Origin of the sequence: Bradyrhizobium sp. CCBAU 51753 (assembly GCF_015291565.1) — a bacterium.
GTDB lineage: Bacteria > Pseudomonadota > Alphaproteobacteria > Rhizobiales > Xanthobacteraceae > Bradyrhizobium > Bradyrhizobium ivorense.
In genome coordinates, this window is sequence record NZ_CP030037.1 from 6,874,826 (window position 1) to 6,894,253 (window position 19,428).

The 19,428-nt window shown below is 64.7% G+C and carries 21 protein-coding genes; 7 read left to right on the forward strand and 14 right to left on the reverse strand.

What is annotated here, in order from left to right:
• Window positions 1-54: 54 nt before the first annotated feature.
• Window positions 55-210, reverse strand: a complete 156-nt coding sequence (locus tag XH93_RS31495; RefSeq protein WP_139485676.1) for a DUF3096 domain-containing protein — start codon at window positions 208-210, stop codon at window positions 55-57.
• A gap of 241 nt (window positions 211-451) precedes the next feature.
• On the opposite strand from XH93_RS31495, the gene XH93_RS31500 reads away from it, so the two are divergent.
• A complete protein-coding gene (locus XH93_RS31500; RefSeq protein ID WP_139485675.1) occupies window positions 452-811 on the forward strand; it encodes a DUF1236 domain-containing protein in 360 nt (119 codons plus the stop codon).
• Between the two features lie 148 nt (window positions 812-959).
• Here XH93_RS31500 and XH93_RS31505 read toward each other — a convergent pair whose 3' ends face one another.
• The 8 genes from XH93_RS31505 to XH93_RS31540 all read right to left on the reverse strand — a co-directional run bounded on the left by XH93_RS31505 (window position 960) and on the right by XH93_RS31540 (window position 8,631).
• Window positions 960-2,057 carry a hypothetical protein gene (locus XH93_RS31505; protein ID WP_194470440.1) on the reverse strand — a complete coding sequence of 366 codons (1,098 nt, stop codon included), beginning with the start codon at window positions 2,055-2,057 and terminating at the stop codon, window positions 960-962.
• A 116-nt stretch (window positions 2,058-2,173) separates the two neighbouring features.
• Complete coding sequence (locus XH93_RS31510) at window positions 2,174-2,767, reverse strand: bifunctional 2-polyprenyl-6-hydroxyphenol methylase/3-demethylubiquinol 3-O-methyltransferase UbiG (RefSeq protein ID WP_194470441.1); 594 nt, start codon at window positions 2,765-2,767, stop codon at window positions 2,174-2,176.
• Window positions 2,768-2,770: 3 nt separating this feature from the next.
• Entirely contained in the window at window positions 2,771-5,008 is a 2,238-nt protein-coding gene (gene glyS, locus XH93_RS31515) for a glycine--tRNA ligase subunit beta (RefSeq protein WP_194470442.1), read from the reverse strand.
• A complete protein-coding gene (locus XH93_RS31520) occupies window positions 5,008-5,943 on the reverse strand; it encodes a glycine--tRNA ligase subunit alpha (protein WP_194470443.1) in 936 nt (311 codons plus the stop codon). Before XH93_RS31520 ends, glyS begins: the two co-directional genes overlap by 1 nt.
• 178 nt (window positions 5,944-6,121) lie before the next feature.
• Window positions 6,122-6,313: a hypothetical protein gene (locus tag XH93_RS31525; protein ID WP_139485670.1), complete on the reverse strand. Its 192-nt coding sequence runs from the start codon at window positions 6,311-6,313 to the stop codon at window positions 6,122-6,124.
• Between the two features lie 112 nt (window positions 6,314-6,425).
• On the reverse strand, window positions 6,426-7,340 hold the full coding sequence (locus XH93_RS31530; protein WP_194470444.1) for a S49 family peptidase: 915 nt from the start codon (window positions 7,338-7,340) through the stop codon (window positions 6,426-6,428).
• A 246-nt stretch (window positions 7,341-7,586) separates the two neighbouring features.
• Window positions 7,587-8,411 carry a tRNA1(Val) (adenine(37)-N6)-methyltransferase gene (locus XH93_RS31535; protein WP_194470445.1) on the reverse strand — a complete coding sequence of 275 codons (825 nt, stop codon included), beginning with the start codon at window positions 8,409-8,411 and terminating at the stop codon, window positions 7,587-7,589.
• On the reverse strand, window positions 8,404-8,631 hold the full coding sequence (locus XH93_RS31540) for a DUF2007 domain-containing protein (RefSeq protein WP_139485667.1): 228 nt from the start codon (window positions 8,629-8,631) through the stop codon (window positions 8,404-8,406). The genes XH93_RS31535 and XH93_RS31540 overlap by 8 nt, the downstream gene beginning before the upstream one ends.
• A gap of 145 nt (window positions 8,632-8,776) precedes the next feature.
• Here XH93_RS31540 and XH93_RS31545 point away from each other — a divergent pair, with 145 nt between their 5' ends.
• Window positions 8,777-9,787 carry a polyprenyl synthetase family protein gene (locus tag XH93_RS31545; RefSeq protein ID WP_194470446.1) on the forward strand — a complete coding sequence of 337 codons (1,011 nt, stop codon included), beginning with the start codon at window positions 8,777-8,779 and terminating at the stop codon, window positions 9,785-9,787.
• A gap of 725 nt (window positions 9,788-10,512) precedes the next feature.
• On the opposite strand, the gene XH93_RS31550 is transcribed toward XH93_RS31545, so the two are convergent.
• Window positions 10,513-11,352, reverse strand: coding sequence for an AraC family transcriptional regulator (locus XH93_RS31550; protein ID WP_194470447.1), 840 nt, complete (start codon window positions 11,350-11,352; stop codon window positions 10,513-10,515).
• A gap of 233 nt (window positions 11,353-11,585) precedes the next feature.
• On the opposite strand from XH93_RS31550, the gene XH93_RS31555 reads away from it, so the two are divergent.
• Entirely contained in the window at window positions 11,586-12,818 is a 1,233-nt protein-coding gene (locus XH93_RS31555) for an ABC transporter substrate-binding protein (protein ID WP_194470448.1), read from the forward strand.
• Window positions 12,819-13,091: 273 nt separating this feature from the next.
• Entirely contained in the window at window positions 13,092-14,195 is a 1,104-nt protein-coding gene (locus XH93_RS31560; RefSeq protein ID WP_194470449.1) for a mandelate racemase/muconate lactonizing enzyme family protein, read from the forward strand.
• 106 nt (window positions 14,196-14,301) lie between these two features.
• Here the strand turns inward: XH93_RS31560 and XH93_RS31565 are convergent, their stop codons facing one another.
• The gene (locus tag XH93_RS31565; RefSeq protein ID WP_194470450.1) at window positions 14,302-14,673 is read right to left on the reverse strand and encodes a hypothetical protein; all 372 of its coding nucleotides are present in this window, start codon (window positions 14,671-14,673) and stop codon (window positions 14,302-14,304) included.
• Between the two features lie 198 nt (window positions 14,674-14,871).
• Here XH93_RS31565 and XH93_RS31570 point away from each other — a divergent pair, with 198 nt between their 5' ends.
• Window positions 14,872-15,096 (forward strand): hypothetical protein, encoded by a 225-nt coding sequence (locus XH93_RS31570; protein WP_139485661.1) that lies wholly within the window; start codon window positions 14,872-14,874, stop codon window positions 15,094-15,096.
• Window positions 15,097-15,298: 202 nt separating this feature from the next.
• Here the strand turns inward: XH93_RS31570 and XH93_RS31575 are convergent, their stop codons facing one another.
• The 3 genes from XH93_RS31575 to XH93_RS31585 all read right to left on the reverse strand — a co-directional run bounded on the left by XH93_RS31575 (window position 15,299) and on the right by XH93_RS31585 (window position 16,854).
• Window positions 15,299-15,436, reverse strand: coding sequence for a hypothetical protein (locus tag XH93_RS31575; protein ID WP_172627070.1), 138 nt, complete (start codon window positions 15,434-15,436; stop codon window positions 15,299-15,301).
• 18 nt (window positions 15,437-15,454) lie between these two features.
• Window positions 15,455-15,889 carry a cupin domain-containing protein gene (locus XH93_RS31580; protein ID WP_139485660.1) on the reverse strand — a complete coding sequence of 145 codons (435 nt, stop codon included), beginning with the start codon at window positions 15,887-15,889 and terminating at the stop codon, window positions 15,455-15,457.
• A 308-nt stretch (window positions 15,890-16,197) separates the two neighbouring features.
• Entirely contained in the window at window positions 16,198-16,854 is a 657-nt protein-coding gene (locus XH93_RS31585; RefSeq protein WP_139863964.1) for a glutathione S-transferase family protein, read from the reverse strand.
• A gap of 149 nt (window positions 16,855-17,003) precedes the next feature.
• Here XH93_RS31585 and XH93_RS31590 point away from each other — a divergent pair, with 149 nt between their 5' ends.
• Both XH93_RS31590 and XH93_RS31595 read left to right on the forward strand, forming a co-directional pair.
• Complete coding sequence (locus XH93_RS31590; RefSeq protein WP_139485658.1) at window positions 17,004-18,227, forward strand: polyhydroxyalkanoate depolymerase; 1,224 nt, start codon at window positions 17,004-17,006, stop codon at window positions 18,225-18,227.
• A gap of 217 nt (window positions 18,228-18,444) precedes the next feature.
• Window positions 18,445-19,233 carry an extracellular solute-binding protein gene (locus XH93_RS31595; protein ID WP_194470451.1) on the forward strand — a complete coding sequence of 263 codons (789 nt, stop codon included), beginning with the start codon at window positions 18,445-18,447 and terminating at the stop codon, window positions 19,231-19,233.
• The last annotated feature ends 195 nt before the right edge of the window (window positions 19,234-19,428 follow it).

Below are 19,428 nucleotides of genomic sequence, written 5' to 3' on the forward strand. Positions count from 1 at the left end.
CGCCTTACACCATTTTGGGGGGTTCCGCGCAAGCCGCGAAACCCCGCTTTCCCGCTACAGGTGGAGCCACTTCAGCAACCCCATGCCGACCAGCCCGACGAAGATCAGGTAGATCGCCACGATGTAGTTGAGCAGCCGCGGCATGATCAGGATCAGAATGCCTGCGATCAGGGCCACGATGGCAGGCAAATGCCCAGCGGTGATGGTCATTGAAGTTTCTCCGGCAGTTTTTCGGGAGGTCGAATCGAGGGCCGCAGTTTATCTGCTGGCCAGGTTCCCACATCAAGACGCCCGACACGCCAACGGGTTCCCCTCCTCACGAAATTTGCTCGAAAATGCCGCGTATATGACAGCCGTTTTTCCGGAACATCACAACACCGGATGCATTGGCTCAACATGCGTGCTGGCGAAGGCCGGCGCGTTGAAGCATGAACGTGAAATGGAGCGAGCCATGCGAAACAGATTACTTGCCGTTGCAGCCGTTGCTGCTGCGATCACGGTGCCGGCTGTTGCCGCACAGGCGCAGACCGTTGGCATCGTGCGCGGCGGTCCTCCGGTCGCAGTCGAGGACGACTACGGCCTCACGGTCGAACAGCGTCCGGCGTTCCGTGAATACATCGTGCGCGAGCGCGTGCCGAACTACACCATTCCGGATCGCGTCGTGGTCGGCACGGTGCTGCCCGAAGCCGGCGTGACCACCTACGACGTGCCGCAGCGATTCGGCGCGACGCCCTATCGCTACACCGTCGTGAACGGCGAGACCGTTTTGGTCGAGCCGCGGTCGCGCCGGATCGTTCAGGTGGTCGACTAGATCGAGCTTGATCAGCGCGATAGCCTGAACGGATAGTCCGGGCGCCGCGCAAGCGGATGTGCGCGAGGATCGACCGGACCAGAAAGCCCTGCCCGGCTCCCCCTCCGGGCGGGGCTTTTCTGTCGAAGTGCCGCCGCCTTGCGCTGGCCTATGATCTGAGCAGCGAGAGCAGCGTCGAGGTGGACTTGTAGCTCTTGATCGCGGCGTCCTGAAAATCCGGCGTCCAGTTGGACGCCAGCCGCTCCTCGGAACTCATCGAGGAATATTGCTTGAGGATGCCGAGGCTGAATTGGCGCGGATCGCCGGCCGACTGACTCTGTTTCAGCGCGTCGAGCACGGCGAGGCGCGTCCTGGTGTTGAGCTCCTGCTTGGCGGCGAAGATTTCGTCAGCGGAGAATTTTTTGTCCTGGTTCAGCGAGATCGCCGAGAGCGAGCGGTTGTCGAGTGAGGACAGGTCGGCGAGCTGCCCGGTCTTGCGGCGGGAATCGTACACCAGTTCCTTGCCGCTCTTCGCGGCCTCGCTCTTCTGCCGGTCGAGGAACGCGCGGACGTCGTTCGCAACACTGCTGAAGTCGCGCGGCGTGTCGCTCTTGGTCGGAGGCGCAGTTCCCGAGAGCGCAGCGGCGATCGGGTCGCCGTCGATCCCTGTCGGCGCCGTGTTGGGATCCTGCTGCGTCGCCTGATAGCCTTTCAGCACCGCGGCGCGCTGCTTGGCCCAGGTTGCGGTCGCCTTCTCCTCGTCGCTGGCGCCATCGAGCCAGTCGAGCGCCGCCTTGTAGCTGACGCTGTAGTCGCCGGTCAGCCGGGTGGTCGCGAGCGACGGCTCCAGCGCCTTGTCGAAGCGCTGCTTCAATTCGGTCGCCGCCACGGCCTGCTCGTCCGGTGTGAACTTGCCGCCATTGTTGGTCGAGATCGCAAACAGCGAGCGGCGGTCCAGTGTCGACAGATCAATGGAGGTCTTGCCGTCGACGATCGGCCCTTTCACGCCGGCGACGGTGTAGAGCCGGTCGAGGGTGGTGCGCGCGTCGCTCGTCACGGTGGCAAAGTCGGGCAGCGGCGCTTTTGCCAGTTGCGCGCGGGCGGCCTCCGACAGCGTCAAATTGGTCGCGGCATTCGAGGCCGGGGATGCCGATGCATCGCCGGCCGTGCCGTCGCCGGACAGCGTCGCCGCCAGCGAGGGCGTCGCCGCGGCCCGTGCATAGGCCGAACCATACTGGGCGTAGGGGTTGCTGCCGATCGAGGTCATTGCCGAGCTCCCTGCATTGGCGCGGGGGCGATTTCTTAAGAAATCGTTGATCGGCCCGGACCTTCGCAGGGCATGGTTAACAAACTGCAAATTGTTTCGAAATACTTCCGCGACGATTACCCGCCTCTTCGCGCCACGAGGCGGTGGATGACCTTGCCGGATGAGGCACTGACGACCTCCTCATCGAGCAACATCTCGGCCCCTGTCAGTTCGGCCCGCACCCGCGCCGCATCGAACGCCGCATAGAGCCGGCCGTGCGCATCGCGCAGGTCCGCGCCATCGGTCACGCGCCAGCTCAGATAAAGCACGCCGCCGGGCCTTGCGATGTCGAGCATGCGGCGGACCGACGGCGCGATCAGCGCGGGGTCGAGATGCATGATCACGGTCTCGCACAGCACATTGTCGAAACTGGCGGCCGCGATGCCGGCCAGTTCAGGCAATTCAGCATGCGTGAAGCGCAGGTGCGGATAACGCGCGCGGGCCTCGGTGAGCAGACCATCCGAGGCATCATAGCCTTCGGCCGGAAAACCGTTGGCGTTGAGCCACGCCACCTCGCGGCCGCTGCCGCAGCCGATGTCGGCGGTCGCGCCGCCCTTGATGAAGTAGCGCGAAACGAGCTCGTGCAGGTCGACGGGCGCCGGCTGATCGTGCCAGTCCTGCGCAAACGCCGCCGCCTGCTTGTCGTAGGCGGCGAGCGTTGCGCGGTCCATGGCCTAGCCCTCGATCTTCGAGAAATCCGCCACCGCGCGCGTCGCCGCCCGGATCTCGTTGAGCAGTTTCAGGCGGTTCTCGCGCACCTTGGGATCGTCGTCGTTGACCTTGACCTTGTCGAAGAACGCGTCGACAGCAGGACGCAGCTTCGCCATCGCACTCATCGCGGCGGCGAAATCCTCCTTGGCGACCGCGGCGGAGGCTTCGCTCTTGACCTGGTCGATTGCCGCAGCCAGCGCCTTTTCCTCGTCGAGCTTGTAGAGCGCGGCGTCAGGCGCACCATCAAACGTGCGCTTGTCCTTCTTCTCCTCGATCGCGAGGATGTTGCTGGCGCGCTTCGTTCCCGCGAGCAGGTTCTTGCCGTCGTCGCTGTCGAGGAATTTTCCGAGCGCCTCGACGCGGCGAACCACGAGCAGGAGATCGTCTTGGCCGCCGAGCGAGAACACGGCATCGACGAGATCGTGACGCGCGCCCTGATCGCGGAGTTGAACTTTTAGGCGGTCGGCGAAGAAGGCGAGCAGCTTGCTCGCCACTAGATTCATGTGCTCCGTTGCAAAATCAACCTTTAGCTCCTCGATGACCCGCTGCGGTGCACCGTTCGGGACACCTACGACGCGAAAGGCCATCTCATTGCCGCGGACTGCCGCAACCAATCGCACAGCATTCTGCGCAGGCTCCATACCTGAAGGGAAAGCCAGAATACTCCACAAGTGTCGCTTGATCACTGGGGCGAGGTTCACTCTCAGTGCGCGTTCAAGAATTGTTCTTATGACGCCAAGCGCCGCTCTACGAAGTGCAAACGGGTCCTTGCTCCCGGTCGGCTCTTCGACAATAGCCCAGAAGCCCGCCAGCGTATCGAGCTTGTCCGCCAGCGCCACCGCGACGCTCACTGGATCCGTCGGCACGCGATCCGTCGGCCCCTGCGGCTTCCAGTGCTCCTCGCTCGCCGCGGCGACCGATGCATCCTCGCCCTGCGCCAGCGCATAGTACTTGCCCATCAGGCCCTGCAGCTCGGGGAATTCGCCGACGACTTCGGTCAGCAAATCCGCTTTCGCGAGCCGCGCGGCGCGCTTGGTCTTTTCGACGTCGGCGCCGACCAGCGGCGCGATCTCGGCGGCGAGGCGTTCGATGCGCTTGATCCGCTCCGCCTGGGTGCCGAGCTTCTCATGGAACACGATCTGCTCGAATTTCGGCAGCCGGTCTTCGAGCTTGGTCTTCAGATCGGTCTCGTAGAAAAACTTCGCGTCCGACAACCGCGGCCGGATCACGCGCTCGTTGCCGGCGATGATGGTCTTGCCGTCGTCGGGCGCCTCGATGTTAGCCGTGAGAACGAACTTGTTGGTCAGCTTACCCGTCTTGGGATCCTTGACCACGAAGCACTTTTGGTTGTTGCGGATGGTGGCGCGGATCACCTCGTCCGGGATCGCCAGAAATTCCTTCTCGAACGATCCCATCATCACGACCGGCCATTCGACGAGGCCCGAGACTTCGTCGAGCAGCACCTGGTCCTCGACCAGCTCCAGGCCCTGCGCGAACGCCAGTTCCTTGGCGTCCTCGAGGATGATGTCCTTGCGCGCCTGCTGATCGAGGATGACCTTGGCCGCCTTCAGCTTGGCCTCATAGTCCTCGAAGCGGCGCACTGAGATCGCGCCGGGCGCCATGAAGCGATGGCCGTAGGTGGTCTGGCCGGCCTTGATGCCGTCGACCTCGAAGGGCACCACATCCGGCTCCTCGGTCTCGAGCCCGAAGGTCGCGGTGATCGCATGCAGCGGGCGCACCCAGACCAGCGCGCCGGATTTGGCCGAGCGCGCGCCCCAGCGCATCGATTTCGGCCACGGGAAGGTGCGGATGATCACCGGCAGCATTTCGGCGATCACGTCGATCGCGGCGCGGCCGGGCTTTTCGATCAGCGCGATGTAGAAATCGCCCTTCTTGTCGTGCTGGATCTTCGCCTCGCTGATGGAGGCGAGGCCGGTGGCCTTCAGAAATCCCTGGATCGCGGGCTCGGGGCCGCCGACGCGCGGGCCGCGGCGCTCGTCCTTGAGGTCGGGCTGGCGCGCGGGAATGCCGTGCACGGTGAGCGCGAGGCGGCGCGGCGTCGCGAACGCCTTTGCGCCCTCATAGACCAGGCCCTCGGCGACCAGTCTGTCGGTCACCATGCGGCGCAGATCGTCCGCCGCCTTCGCCTGCATGCGGGCGGGGATTTCTTCGGAGAACAGTTCGAGGAGAAGATCGGGCATCAGGCCGCCCTGCCCGTTTCAGTGTGGATCCACGCCTCGCCGCAGGCCTTCGCCAGATCGCGGACGCGCGCGATGTAGCTCTGCCGCTCCGTCACCGAGATGACGCCGCGGGCATCGAGCAGGTTGAAGACGTGGCTCGCCTTGATGCACTGGTCGTAGGCCGGCAAGGCCATCAGATGTTCCTTCTGGTTGCCACCTTCACGCCAGCCGGCGGCGAGATACTTTCGGCAGGCGTCCTCGGCCATCCTGAACTGCTCGAACAGCATCGCGGTGTCGGCATGTTCGAAATTGTGCCGCGAATATTCCTGCTCGGCCTGCAGGAACACGTCGCCATAGGTCACCTTCTCGGCGCCCTCGCGGCCGTTGAAGTTGAGGTCATAGACGCGGTCGACGCCCTGCACATACATCGCGAGGCGCTCCAGCCCGTAGGTGAGCTCGCCGGACACCGGAGCGCATTCGACGCCGGCGACCTGCTGGAAGTAGGTGAACTGCGACACCTCCATGCCGTCGCACCAGCACTCCCAGCCCAGCCCCCAGGCGCCGAGCGTCGGGCTCTCCCAATCGTCCTCGACGAAGCGGATGTCGTGGACCGCGGAATCGATGCCGATCGCGGCGAGCGACTTCAGGTACAGCTCCTGCAGGCTCGGCGGCGACGGCTTCATGATCACCTGGAACTGGTAGTAGTGCTGCAGGCGGTTCGGGTTCTCGCCGTAGCGGCCGTCCTTGGGCCGCCGCGACGGCTGCACATAGGCCGCGTTCCACGGTTTCGGCCCCAGCGCGCGCAGCGTCGTGGCGGGATGGAAGGTGCCGGCGCCCATTTCCATGTCGTAGGGCTGCAGGATGACGCAGCCCTGCTCGGCCCAGAAGCGCTGGAGAGCGAGGATGAAGCCCTGGAACGAACGTTCCGGGCGCATGTGGTCAGGCAGGGCGTCCATCGGCAGAATCGATCTCGCGAGGGGGTTTTGAAGCGCGCGGGACCGTATCGGCGGCAGCCAATGGAATCAAGGCGATGGGGGATTTGAAGCGTCATTCCGGGATGGTCCGAAGGACCAGACCCGGAATCTCGAGATTCCGGGTTCAATGCTAACGCATCGCCCCGGAATGACGGCGAAGCTAAACCGGCCGGTAGGCTCCGGTCACGGGGTCCTGACGCAGGGTCTTGATTTCGCCTGCGCGGGCGGCCTGCTCCATGCGGGCAAGCCGGACTTCTTCCAGTTCCTGGTTGATCCGAGTGGCCGTCCTGTAGGCCCAGCGGACCACGGCCAGGCCTCCCAAAACGCCTGCGAATGCAATCAGCGGCGGCATCGGTCGATCCTTGTCGTTCACGTCGGTCAGGCCCCCAATGACCGGTATTCTCGCGCAACCGTAACCGTGCCGCAACCGCGCTTTGGGACTAAATGGCGCGCTCACAACCGCGTTAGAATCCGAATTTGGCCCAAATTGCCCGGGTTTCCAGCGCCGAGATCAGATCGTCAGGGAGGGCGGCGATGCCATCCAGCGCCGACAGCGACCCTGCCCCCGGCGCCCGCCGGCCGAGCAGACCCGACAGCATGCCGCTGGCCGGCGCAATCACCGGCGTCAGCACCTTGTCGCCATAGCGGGCGCGCAGCGTCGAGCGCAGATCGCCGATGCCGTCGGCGAGTCCGAGGCCAACAGCGGTCTCGCCCGCCCAATATTCGCCGGTGAACAGCTCGTCCTCGGCGCCCTTCAGCCGCCCGCCGCGACTCTGTTTGACCAGCGCAATGAAGATGGCGTGGATCTCGCGCTGGATCGCCTTCAGCCGCGCGACGTCATCGGGGTTTTCCGGGAGGAATGGATCGAGCGTCGCCTTGTGGATGCCCGCGGTATAGAGCCGCCGCTCGATCCCGATCTTCTTGATCGCCTCCTGGAAACCAAAGCTGCCGCCGACCACGCCGATCGAGCCGAGGATCGAGGACGGGTCGCAATAGATCTCGTCGCCCGCGCAGGCGATCATGTAGCCGCCGGACGCCGCCACGTCCTCGACGAACACCAGCACCGGCAGCTTCTTCTCGGCGGCAAGCTGGCGGATGCGCAGATAGATCTGCCGCGACTGCACCGGCGAGCCGCCGGGCGAATTGATCACCAGCGCCACCGCCTTGGCATTCCGCGTACCAAAGGCGCGCTCCAGCATCTTGGCGACGCCGGATAGCGTCATGCCGGGCCGCAGCGGCGTTACCGCGCCGATCACGCCCGCCAGCCGCACCACCGGCACGACGGCCGCGCCGCGCCTGAAGCGCGCAGGAAGCATCGCTTGCACACGCTCCAGCACGCCGCCCGAAAGCTGCTGCCGATCACTTATTTGTTCACTCATGCGCTTACCTCGAATTAACCACTTTTTATCACGCCACTGTCATTGGAATACGCGGAACGCGTTTTGCATTCTTGCCGTTGGGTGGTTGCAATGCGCGGCGGAGAGGGGACATGAAAATCTATCTGCTCATTTTTCTGATCGGTACACTGCTCACGGCAATCCGCTTCACGTCTACGCCGGAACGCCAGTCGGAAACGGCTCCGCAGTAACCCGCGCCCATCACGACGCGGGCGGCGAACCGCCCGCTTATGGCCGTGCCAACGGCAAACCTCCCCGTCCAGCCAAGATCTCCTCTACCCATTTATTGGGCACGCCTGACTCTTCATTGAGCAGCAGTGCGGCATGGAGCCGCGTCGGCGCCCGGCCGCCCTTGGTGGCCTGCACCAGGATTCGGATCGCCGGCGACGTCACGTCACCGTGAAGGGGGATGATCTCGAGGCTGCCGAAGCCGCGCGCGAGCGCGGCCAACACCTCGGCAATGCCGTCAGCCCGCCAGATCATCGAAAGCCGGCCGTTCGACTTCAGAATCCGCCGCGCCACATGGACCCAGCTTGCCAGCGTGGTCGCGGTCGCGACATGCGCACGCTCGCGGACCGCATCCGGCGACGCACGATGCCGCGCGGGATCATTGAATGGCGGGTTCATCAGCACGACGTCGGCGCTATCGGGCCCGAGGCCGGCCGCGGCAAAGGCCGCGGCATCGGCCTCGACGTCGAGCACGATCACGTCGGCGGCAATCGCATTCGCCGCGGCATTGTCGCGGGCGAGCCCGGCCAGCGCAGCATCGATCTCGACCAGGGCCAGATCGATCCCACCGACCCGCCGCGCCACCGCAAACCCGGCCGCGCCGACGCCGGAACCGAGATCGACGACGCGGTCGCCCGGACGCGCTGGTGTCGCCGCGGCCAAGAGGATCGCGTCATGACCGGCGCGGTGGCCGGTCCGCGGCTGCCGCAGGCGCAATTGCCCGCCGAGGAATCGGTCCTCGGTGACGGCGGCCTGAGACTCGTTTTTTGACGCGTTTTCCTCACGCGAGCCGGGGCCCACTTCGCTGGAAAACGTCCTAGTCATCGGCCCGCAATTCGTGGCCGAGACCGGCGTCGGTCAGCAGCTGGCGGGCCTGGCCGGCATCGTCCTCGTGCACCAGGATCCGCCGCGGCAGCACGCCGAGCGAGCCCTCGATGACGCTCATGTTCTGGTCCAGCACCAGATGATGGATGTTAGCGCTGTCGAGCAGCGCGCCGACGGCGGAGACCAGCACCATGTCGTTGGTCCGAACCAATTCCCGCAAAACTCGTTCTCCTCTGGCCCGCCCAGCCTCTGGCTGTGCTGCGGCTGCGACACATGTCAACAATTTCGTGGCCTTGCCGCTTCACCGCGCAGTTTCTATTGTTATAGCTGAGGATAGTGCGAATTCGGCAAAATTGGAGACCAGCGTGGCGGTTATTGTACCCTTCGAAAGCCCGTCCAATGCTTCGATCGACGGGCTGGTGGGACTGGTCGCCGCCGACATGGAGCGGGTCAACGCTGCCATCCTCTCGCGGACCGGCTCCGAGGTCACCATGATCCCGGAGGTCGCCAACCACCTGATCTCGTCGGGCGGCAAGCGGTTGCGCCCGATGCTGACGCTGGCGATGGCCCAGCTCTCCGACTATGCCGGCGACGGCCATATCAAGCTCGCCGCCGCGGTCGAGTTCATGCACACCGCGACCCTTCTGCACGACGACGTGGTCGACGAGAGCGAGCTGCGCCGCGGCAAGCTCTCGGCGCGGATGCTGTGGGGCAACGAGGCGAGCGTGCTGGTCGGCGACTTCCTGCTCGGCCAGGCCTTCCGCATGATGGTCGAGGTCGGCTCGCTGCGCGCGCTCGACATCCTCTCGGCCGCCGCCGCCACCATCGCCGAGGGCGAGGTGATGCAGCTCGCCGCCGCCAAGAACACCGCGACCACCGAGGACGAATACCTCGCCGTCATCAGAGGCAAGACCGCCGAGCTGTTCGCGGCCGCCTGCGAGGTCGGGCCTGTCATTGCCAACCGGCCGAAGGCCGAGCAGACCGCCTGCCGCTCGGTCGGCATGAATCTCGGCATCGCCTTCCAGCTGGTCGACGACGTGCTCGACTATGGCGGCAAGTCCGCAAAACTCGGCAAGAATGTCGGCGACGATTTCCGCGAGGGCAAGATCACCCTGCCGGTGGTGCTCGCCTTCCGCCGCGGCAACGACACCGAGCGCAAGTTCTGGGTGCGCGCGCTGGAGCGCGGCGAGATCGGCGCGAGCGACCTCGACCACGCCATCGGCCTGATGACCAAGCACCGCGCGCTGGAAGACACCATCAGCCGCGCCCAGCACTACGGCGCCATGGCGGTCGACGCGCTGGCGCTGTTCCCGCCCTCGCCGATGAAGACGGCGCTGGAAGAGGTGGTCGCGTTCTGCCTGGCACGGTCGCATTAAGCCGGCCCTCGCTCACGCACGCCACCGTCAGTCCCGTCACCCTGAGGTGGCCGCTTCTTCAGCGGCCCTCGAAGGGTCGACGGCCACCAGCCGGGCCGATTCATCCTTCGAGGCTCGCCGAAGAGGCTCGCACCTCAGGATGACGGTGTTGGATCTCGCGCATTGATCCCAACTTGCCGTCCCGGCGAAAGTCGGGACGACATCGAATGTGTTGCGCCGCTGTCAGTCCCGTCACCCTGAGGTGGCCGCTTCTTCAGCGGCCCTCGAAGGGTCGACGGCCACCAGCCGGGCCCTTCGAGGCTCGCCGAAGAGGCTCGCACCTCCAGCGACAAAGGCGAAGCCTTTGCGCGGGGATGACGGGTTGGTTTGCTCAGCTTGCTCGGTGTCATCACCCGGCTTGACCGGGTGATCCAGTATTCCAGAGACGCCAGTGATAGAAGCGAGAGGCCGCGGCGTACTGGATCGCCCGGTCCATGTGCGCAATTGCGCACAGGCCGGGCGATGACAACGGTAGATGAGGACAAAGCTTCACACCCTCTCAGAATGACGGTGAGAGGTTATACGCAATTCTATCCTCCGTCATTGCGAGCGAAGCGAAGCAATCCATCGCGCAGCATATGCGGCGGCATGGATTGCTTCGTCGCTATCGCTCCTCGCAATGACGGCTGTATTTCCTCGCGCCCTCTCAGGATGACGGGTTGGTTGATCGCATTCAGCCGACGCCCCTACCCCTCCACCGGGACCCAGATCTCCAGCCCGCCATTACCCGTGGCCGGATCGAACTTGTCGTCGTAGCGCTCGAAGCTCGGGGCGTCGGCGACCTTCATGCCGGATTGCGGCAGCCAGCGGTTCCAGATGGTGTTGACGGTGCGGCGGATGGTCGAAATGTGGTCGGTGTGCGTGAACACCAGATAGGTCTGCGCCGGAATCCGCACGCGGGCGAATTCGCGCGGCAGGTCGGAGAAATCGGCGACCTCGACGCCGGCGATGTAATCGAAATTGCCGGCGTCGTCGCCGTTGCAGCAGACGCCATAGGCGAGATTGCCGACCCGGCGCGGAATCTCGGCGTGCTTGAGGTGAAACTCCTGCCACTGGTTCGGAATGCCGGCGCCGCCGCCATTGCCGAGATTGTAGCGCTCGCCGATGCCGGCGACGAGGAATGCGTTGGCGGTCGCCTTGCGCGGCGGATCGATGTGATCGAGGGCGGTCGAGATCATGGTGATCGGCTCCTGGAGCTTGAGCGCGGCGAGGCACGTCGTCGCGCGCACCGTCTCGGGCGTGACGCCGAAATGGTCGCGGAACGCGCGGGTGAATGCTTCGTGGGAGCCGTAATCCACATCCAGCGCGAGCGAGAGGATGTCGGGCGCGCCGGCCGCGAGCTCGCGCGCGGCCTCGCTGAGGCGGCGCGCCCGCACATAGCGCATCACCGGAAATCCGGTCGCCTCCGCGAAGGCGCGCACCAGATGGAAGCGCGACACACCGGCGACGCCGGCGATCTCGTCGAGCGTCAGCGGCGCGCGGAGATGGCTTTCGATGTACCAGAGCGCCTTCTGGGCCGGGTTCATGGACAACGTTTCCCTTGCAAAGCAGGCGCATCATGCGACGCGGCCGCGTCCGGCGCTTGATCGCCCTTGCGGGTCGGCCGTTGAAACTTCGGTTCCGCTACGCGGAAATCTAGCGCATCGCCGTCGCTGGCAACATGATCGCAATCGTGCATACTCGCTGTCGCATCGATCCGATGGCTCACAAGCTGCCCGATAAACAAAACTGAGCCGCGGCCAGACTGTCAGGGAGGACAATGATGCATCACCGACGCCTGAGCTATGCCCTATCCGCAGCACTTGCGGCCCTTGTGACGGTTGCCGTCGCAGGCGCCGCCAACGCACAGAAGAAATACGATCCGGGCGCGACCGACACCGAGATCAAGGTCGGCAACATCATGCCCTATTCCGGCCCGGCGTCCGCCTATGCCACCATCGGCAAGACCGAAGCCGCCTATTTCAACAAGCTCAACAGCGAAGGCGGCATCAACGGCCGCAAGATCAACTTCATCTCCTACGACGACGCCTACTCGCCGCCGAAGATGGTCGAGCAGGCCCGCAAGCTGGTCGAGAGCGACGAGGTGCTGTTGATCTTCAATCCGCTGGGCACGCCCGGCAACACCGCGATCCAGAAGTACATGAACTCCAAGAAGGTGCCGCAGCTGTTCGTCTCCACGGGGGCTGCGAAGTGGAACGACCCGAAGAATTTTCCATGGACCATGGGCTGGCAGCCGAGCTACCAGGTCGAGGCGCGGATCTATGCCAAATACATCCTGCAGAATTATCCGGGCAAGACCATCGGCGTGCTCTACCAGAACGACGACTTCGGCAAGGATTATTTGATCGGCCTGCACGAAGGGCTGGGCGATCAGGCCAAGAAGCTGATCGTCGTCGAATCTTCCTACGAGACCGCGTCGCCGACGGTGGATTCGCAGATCGTGCAGATCAAGGGCGCCAATCCCGACATCTTCGTCAACATCTCGACGCCGAAATTCGCGGCGCAGGCGATCAAGAAGGCCGCCGAGCTCAACTGGCATCCGGTGCAATTTTTGACCAACGTCTCGGGCTCGATCGGCGGCGTGATGAAGCCGGCCGGCTACGAGGCGAGCCAAGGCGTGCTGTCGACCGCCTATCTCAAGGATCCCAAGGACGCCGAGTGGAAGAACGATGCGGCGATGACCGAGTGGCGCGCCTTCATGACCAAATGGTACCCCGAAGGCGACCTCGACGATGCCGCGACCGTGTTCGGCTACGGCGTCGCCAAGGGGCTGGAGCAGGTGCTGCGACAGTGCGGCGACAACCTCACCCGCGAGAACCTGATGAAGCAGGCCGCCAGCCTGAACTTCGAGATTGGCATCTATCTGCCGGGCACCAGGATCAAGACCAGCCCTGACGATTACGCCCCGATCGAGCAGCTGCAGATGATGCGGTTCAAGGGCGAGAGCTGGGAGCGCTTCGGCCCCATCATGAGCGGCGAGAAGAGCTCGTAGGCGTCGCGCTGCGCAAATTCCGGCGTTGGTGATGCCCGGGCCCGTGCCCGCCTTCGCCAAAGCTTCGTCGAGGCCTGCACCCGGGCCCGGCGAAGCCTTGGCGTAGCCGGCTGCCGGGCATCCACGTCTTCGACACGATTCACGCGCTAGACTTGTTATGCGCTACACTTGATTAGCTGGAACCTGGCGAAGGGCAATGAAGCTGTTCGTCAGGCGAATATGACGGGCCACGACATTCACGAAGCCCGTCCTGCGATCGGAAGGACAACAACAATGAAAATCACCGACGTCCGCGCTCACCATATCCGCATCCCCTATGACGCCGGTCCCGCGAGTTTCAGGCAGGGCGCATCGGCGATCTCGGCGCTCGACATGGTGATCGTCGAGGTGTCGACCGATGCCGGCCTCACCGGCTGGGGCGATGCCTTTGCCTATGTCTGCCCGAAGACCAGCTGCGCGGCGGTGACCGAGATGATCGCGCCGCAGGCCCGCGGCCTCGAGGTGCCCGATGCCTCCGGCATCCCCGCCGTGATGGAGCAGATCCAGCGCAACCTGCATCTGTTCGGCCGCTACGGCATCACGATGTTTGCGATCTCGGCGCTCGACATCGCGCTGTGGGATCTCGCCGGCAAGGTGAAAGGCGTGCCGCTGCATCAGCTGATCGGCGGCGCCCGGCGCACGACGATCCCGGCCTATGCCAGCCTGATGCGGATCGGCAATGCCGGACACATCGCCAGCGAATGCAAGAAGGCGATCAAGCTTGGCTATTCCGCGATCAAACTGCACGAGACCACGATTCCTGCCGTCACCGCCGCGCGCGAGGCGATCGGTCCTGATGTGCCGCTGATGGTCGACATGAACTGCCCGCTGGATGGACCGGCGGCAATCCAGTTCGCGCGCGACTGCAAGCAGGCCGCGCCGCTGTTCCTGGAAGAGCCGGTGTGGCCGCCGGAGGATTTTGCCACGCTGGCGGACGTGCGCCGGGAGGGCCGACTCGACATCGCGGCCGGCGAGAACGCCTGCACCGTGCATCAATTCCGCCAGATGATGAGCGCCGGCGCGGTGAGCCACGCCCAGCCGTCGGTGATCAAGGTCGGCGGCGTCACCGAATTCCTGAAGGTGGCGGTGCTCGCCGACGAGTTCGGCGTCAAGGTGATCCCGCACTCGCCGTATTTCGGACCCGGCTTCCTCGCCACCCTGCATCTGATGGCGATCCGCGACGAGGGCCTGATCGAGGTGTTCTTCATGAAGCGCCCTGCCTGCCTGTGGGGCGACCGCATCGATGTCGACGCCAACGGCCACGTCGCCGTGCCGCAGGGCGAAGGGCTCGGCTACGAGCCGGACCGCGACGTGATGGAGACGTACCGGGTGGCGTGAGCGACTAGCTCTCCACCGTCATTGCGAGCGAAGCGAAGCAATCCATCGGCCCGCGTATGAGGAGCGATGGATTGCTTCGTCGCTTCGCTCCACGCAATGACGAGAGCTACTTCGTCCCCTCCTTCGCGGCAGGCGCAGCATCCTTTGCCGCCGGTGCGTCGGCCTTCTTCTTCAAATCATCGGCCAGCTTGCCCTGCGCGGTCTGCAGATCCGTAGCGAGCTTCTGCAAACTCGCGACCGTGCCTTGCAGGTTGGCGATCTGGCGATTGGCGGCGTCGAGCTTCTGCTGATGATCCGAGGTCAGCTTGCTGATGGTCTTCTGCAGGAAATCGATATTGCTCTGCAGACAGCTGGTGCGACGCTCCATGGTTTTTTCCACGGTGCAGATCTCGATGCCGGGCACGTCCTGCGCGCGGGCGCTTGCAGCGATGCCGAATGCAAGCGGCACGAACAGTGCGAGAGCGATACGAGCGATCATCCATCATCCTCCGGCCGGGCGTGTCATTCACAGTTTTGTGCTCACGACGCTGAAAGCAAGGCAGCCATACCACACTGATACCGCATTCAAGCGGTGTGCTTCACCCATTACGGGGACTTCTCGTGGGGACGGGGGCCTTCGGAACTTGTTTGGTTCGACCCCTATTTGGCTCGACCTTGGGCAGTGGAGACAGATCACATGGCGACGCGCGAAAAACGGCTGGCGCAATTCGATGGCAATGGCGAACCCTCGCCCCACCAGCGCGTGGAAGTGCTTTGTGAAGATCATAGTGGAACGTATCAGTTGCCGTTCGCCTGCCGTTTCGTCGATGGCCAGTGGCGCAATGACACGACCGGCGGCGCGCTCGAGGCCAACGTCATCGCCTGGCGCATGCCGCGGGAGAAGCAGGCGGGCCTGGCCTAGGCCGGATTTCCGCAACCCTCGTTGGATCATCCTCGCAGCAAAGCGCCTCGCCTTTGCCGCGAGGAGAGCTGCGACGCATGCTCGCGCCGACATCGCCGCGAGGGACCGATCCAGCACGACGCACGCGCGCCTGTTTCAAAACGCGACGCGCGTGCTCACCGCCTTAAGATCCGGAACACGGACGGAACGAACCGCGTCCGAATCACTGATCGCGCGTCGTACGCGCTTGTTCACGGCTAGATGTGGCGATCAGTCCGAGGCAGCGCACCACATACAGAACCATGATGACCGGCCGCACCCAGCGGCCGATGATAAAGGTTAATTCTTCCGCTGATGACATCGTGCCGGCTCCGTTCGATCAGGACCACGGCGTGACCGGCGGCACCTTGTCGGTCGCCGGCTCGACATCCACGGTCTTGAAGTCGGCCGGGCTGACGATCTCGAGGTATTCCATATCCTTGGAGTAATCGAACAGATAATGCGTGATGCCGGGGCGCTGATGGATGACGTCGCCGGCCTCGACCAGCGTCTCCTTGTCCTCGTACATGAAGCGGGCCCAGCCCTTGGTCATGATCACGATCTGAAAATCGCAGAGGTGCTTGTGCCAGCCGGTGCCCTGCTCCGGCGGCAACTCGGGATTGGCCTTGACCAGATGGCAGATCACCTGCCCGCCGGTGGCATCCGCAATGCCGAGATCGCGGTACAGGAAGAAGTCGCGCAGACCTCCGCCCTTGAACTCGGTATCGGCAGGTTTGACGTGGGAGAATTTGCTGACGACGGCATGCTGGTTCATCTGAAGCCTCCACGGTTCTCGTGTTCGCGAGATCGCGGCGCGGGCTCAGCGTCCAAATTTTCGGCAGCGTCGCATCGTCGCGGTCACAGCTCGGGAACTCCTATGCGAAATCCTTGCCAGCGGCGTTCGCTGCGGTGGCTGCGATCGTCACTCTGCCGGAAGCATCTGAAGCAAAGCGGAAATTTGCGCATGGCCGATGTCGCGAGGCGGCCCCGGCGGCCGGAGCCAATGATCACTTGCGGCACGTCCATTGAGCAGGCCTGCCCGGCGCTTGGACCGCCGATGCGGTCAGGCGTGCAGCCGGCTGCCTAATATTCGACCTCGAGCTCCTCGACGTCGGCCGGCTCCGCCTTCGCCGCCGCGATCCATTCGGTCATCTCGGGCATCATCATGATGGTGGTGGCATAAGCGGCAAGATCGGGTCCGAGCTTCACGTCGTAGGTCAGGAAGCGGGTCACGACCGGCGCATACATCGCATCCGCCATGGTGCGGCGTTTGCCGAACAGGAACGGCCCGCCCGATGCAGCGAGGCAATCGCGCCAGATGCTGCAGACACGGTCGATGTCGGCCTGCGCGCGCGACCAGATCTTGAAGCCGGGGAAATGGCCCTTGAGGTTGACCGGCAGCGAGGCCCGCAAGGTGGTGAAGCCGGAATGGATTTCGCCGCAGATCGAGCGGCAATGCGCGCGCTGGATCCGGTCCTCCGGGAGCAGCCCGGCCTGCGGCATGATCTCGTTGAGATACTCGCCGATCGCCAGCGTATCCCAGACCGTCGCGCCCTCGTGGCGCAGGCAGGGCACCAGGATCGAGGATGACAGCAGCAGCAGCTCGGCCCGTGCCGCCGGGTCATCGGGCGCGACGACGATCTCCTCAAACTCCAACCCGGCAAATCTTGCCAGCAGCCAGCCGCGCAGCGACCAGGACGAATAGTTCTTGCTGCTGATGGTGAGTGTCGTCTTCGCCATGCCCATTCCTCACGCCAACGCCGCCCAAACGGTGCCGAAGGTTTGGGCTTCAGTCGTTTTTGCTGGCAAGCCACGTGCCAGTTTTCGGGGCAGTGGCCCCTGCTCTGGCGTCGATATTGCATGGTGTGCCTGGCAAGGGGCGGATGCGTATGATGTCGATGCTGTACCAAGCCTATCAGAACCACATGGACCTGACGGCGCCATGGCGGACCGGCGCCGCGGCGGCGCTGAAATATCTCAATCTGGTGCCGCAGGGCGCCTCCGACCGGACCTTCGGCCGCCTCGCGGCGGCGCTCGAGCTGATCTCCCGCGCCAGCCTGACCTATACGCGGCCCGCTTACGGCATCGACAGCGTCACCGTCGGCAACCGGGACTTGCAGGTCACCGAGGAGGTCGCCTACGCGACGCCGTTCGGCTCGCTGCTGCACTTCAGGAAGGTCGACGGACCGGAGCAGCCGCGGCTGCTGCTGGTGGCGCCGATGTCCGGCCATTTCGCGACGCTGCTGCGCGGCACCGTGAAGACGCTGCTGCAGGATCACGACGTCTACATCACCGACTGGCACAATCCGCGCGACATCCCGCGCGAGGAAGGCCGCTTCGGGCTCGAGGACTACACCGACCATCTGATCGATTTCCTCGGCCAGCTCGGCCCGCGCGCGCACATGGTGGCGATCTGCCAGCCCTCGGTGTCGGCGCTGGCGGCGGCCGCGATCATGTCGGAGGACGATCATCCGGCGCGGCCGGCGTCGCTGACATTGATGGCCGGGCCGATCGACACGCGGATCCAGCCGACCAAGGTCAACGGCTTCGCCAAGAGCAAGCCGATCAAATGGTTCGAGGACAATCTGATCAACTACGTGCCGGTGCAATGCAAGGGCGCGCTGCGCCAAGTCTATCCCGGCTTCGTGCAGCTCACCGCCTTCGTCTCGATGAACCTGGAGCGCCACATCAAGCAGCACGTCGAGCTGGCGCGGCATCTCGCCAAAGGCGAGACCGCAAAGGCCGAGACGATCAAGACCTTCTACGACGAATATTTCGCGGTGATGGACCTGCCGGCGGAATTTTATATCGAGACGGTGCGCGACGTGTTCCAGGAGCATCTGCTGCCGCAGGGCCGGCTGATGCATCGCGGCCGCCCGGTCAACCCGGCCGCGATCCGGCGCATGGGGCTGATGACCGTGGAGGGCGAGAAGGACGATATCTGCTCGATCGGCCAGACGCTGGCGGCGCAGGACCTCTGCACCGGCGTGCGCACCTATCGCAAGGTGCATCACATGCAGGCCGGCGTCGGCCATTACGGCGTGTTCTCGGGAAAACGCTGGAACAACGAGATCTATCCGCTGCTGCGCGATTTCGTGCATGTGAATGCGTGAGGGGCTAGCGACGCGCTCTCCGTCATCACGATGCCCTCGTAGCCCGGATGAAGCGCAGCGCAATCCGGGAAAGTGTTCCGCGGAGCAGCCGGTCCCGGATTTCGCTACGCTTCATCCGGGCTACGGACTGCGGAGCGACTAGCCACGCCTCTTCCCGCGCAGTAGTGTCCCCCGCCACGACGACCCGTCCCCAAGAATCGTCCAGGGAGAACCCTCCATGCGCCCCGCCTGCCGCGCCCTTGCGCTCGCCGTCACCGCCGCCCTCGCCTTCACTTCGGCCGCATCGGCCGCCGAGGTCCATGTCATGATCTCGGGCGGGCTGACCGCCGCCTACAAGGCGCTGGTGCCGGAGTTCGAGCGCAAGACCGGGCACAAGGTGGTCACCGCGTTCGGGCCGTCGATGGGCACCACCACCAACGCGATCCCGGTGCGGCTGGAGCGCGGCGAGCCGGCCGACGTGCTGATCATGGTCGGCTACGCGCTCGGCGATCTGATCAAGCAGGGCAAGGTCAAGCCCGACAGCCGCGTCGACCTCGTGAAGTCCCCGATCGGTATCGCGGTGAAATCCGGCGCGCCGAAGCCCGACATCAGCTCGGCCGACAGCGTCAAGCAGGCGCTGCTGGCGGCAAAAACCATCGCCTATTCCGACAGCGCCAGCGGCGTCTATGTCTCGACCGAGATGTTCAGCAAGCTCGGCATCGCGGATCAAATGAAGGACAAGGCGCGGATGATCCCGGCCACCCCGGTCGGCGAGATCGTGGCGCACGGCGAGGCCGAGATCGGCTTCCAGCAGATCTCCGAGCTCAAGCCGGTCGCCGGCATCGACATCGTCGGCCCGCTGCCGGAGCCGCTGCAGAAGATCACGGTGTTCTCCGCCGGCATCGCCACGGTGTCGAAGGAGCCCGACGCCGGCAAGGCGCTGATCAGCTTCCTCGCCTCGCCCGACGCCCGCGACGCGCTGGTGAAGAGCGGGCTTGATCCGATTCCGGCCGGCGGGACGCATTAGCTGGGGAGTCGGCCACCACTCCCTCCCCGTCATCCTGAGGTGCGAGCCTCTTCGGCGAGCCTCGATGGATGCACGGCCCGGCTGGTGGCCGATTCATCCTTCGAGGCTCGCCCAGCGGCGCAATTGCGCCGCAGGGCTCGCACCTCAGGATGACGGGGATAGTTTTGTACGCGACGCTCTATCCTCTATCCCCGT

Coding starts and splice junctions, on each gene's coding strand:
- XH93_RS31495 (WP_139485676.1), bottom strand. CDS start 210: ATGACCATCACCGCTGGGCATTTGCCTGCCATCGTGGCCCTGATCGCA.
- XH93_RS31500 (WP_139485675.1), top strand. CDS start 452: ATGCGAAACAGATTACTTGCCGTTGCAGCCGTTGCTGCTGCGATCACG.
- XH93_RS31505 (WP_194470440.1), bottom strand. CDS start 2,057: ATGACCTCGATCGGCAGCAACCCCTACGCCCAGTATGGTTCGGCCTAT.
- XH93_RS31510 (WP_194470441.1), bottom strand. CDS start 2,767: ATGGACCGCGCAACGCTCGCCGCCTACGACAAGCAGGCGGCGGCGTTT.
- glyS (WP_194470442.1), bottom strand. CDS start 5,008: ATGCCCGATCTTCTCCTCGAACTGTTCTCCGAAGAAATCCCCGCCCGC.
- XH93_RS31520 (WP_194470443.1), bottom strand. CDS start 5,943: ATGGACGCCCTGCCTGACCACATGCGCCCGGAACGTTCGTTCCAGGGC.
- XH93_RS31525 (WP_139485670.1), bottom strand. CDS start 6,313: ATGCCGCCGCTGATTGCATTCGCAGGCGTTTTGGGAGGCCTGGCCGTG.
- XH93_RS31530 (WP_194470444.1), bottom strand. CDS start 7,340: ATGAGTGAACAAATAAGTGATCGGCAGCAGCTTTCGGGCGGCGTGCTG.
- XH93_RS31535 (WP_194470445.1), bottom strand. CDS start 8,411: ATGACTAGGACGTTTTCCAGCGAAGTGGGCCCCGGCTCGCGTGAGGAA.
- XH93_RS31550 (WP_194470447.1), bottom strand. CDS start 11,352: ATGAACCCGGCCCAGAAGGCGCTCTGGTACATCGAAAGCCATCTCCGC.
- XH93_RS31555 (WP_194470448.1), top strand. CDS start 11,586: ATGATGCATCACCGACGCCTGAGCTATGCCCTATCCGCAGCACTTGCG.
- XH93_RS31560 (WP_194470449.1), top strand. CDS start 13,092: ATGAAAATCACCGACGTCCGCGCTCACCATATCCGCATCCCCTATGAC.
- XH93_RS31565 (WP_194470450.1), bottom strand. CDS start 14,673: ATGATCGCTCGTATCGCTCTCGCACTGTTCGTGCCGCTTGCATTCGGC.
- XH93_RS31570 (WP_139485661.1), top strand. CDS start 14,872: ATGGCGACGCGCGAAAAACGGCTGGCGCAATTCGATGGCAATGGCGAA.
- XH93_RS31575 (WP_172627070.1), bottom strand. CDS start 15,436: ATGTCATCAGCGGAAGAATTAACCTTTATCATCGGCCGCTGGGTGCGG.
- XH93_RS31580 (WP_139485660.1), bottom strand. CDS start 15,889: ATGAACCAGCATGCCGTCGTCAGCAAATTCTCCCACGTCAAACCTGCC.
- XH93_RS31585 (WP_139863964.1), bottom strand. CDS start 16,854: ATGGCGAAGACGACACTCACCATCAGCAGCAAGAACTATTCGTCCTGG.
- XH93_RS31590 (WP_139485658.1), top strand. CDS start 17,004: ATGATGTCGATGCTGTACCAAGCCTATCAGAACCACATGGACCTGACG.
- XH93_RS31595 (WP_194470451.1), top strand. CDS start 18,445: ATGCGCCCCGCCTGCCGCGCCCTTGCGCTCGCCGTCACCGCCGCCCTC.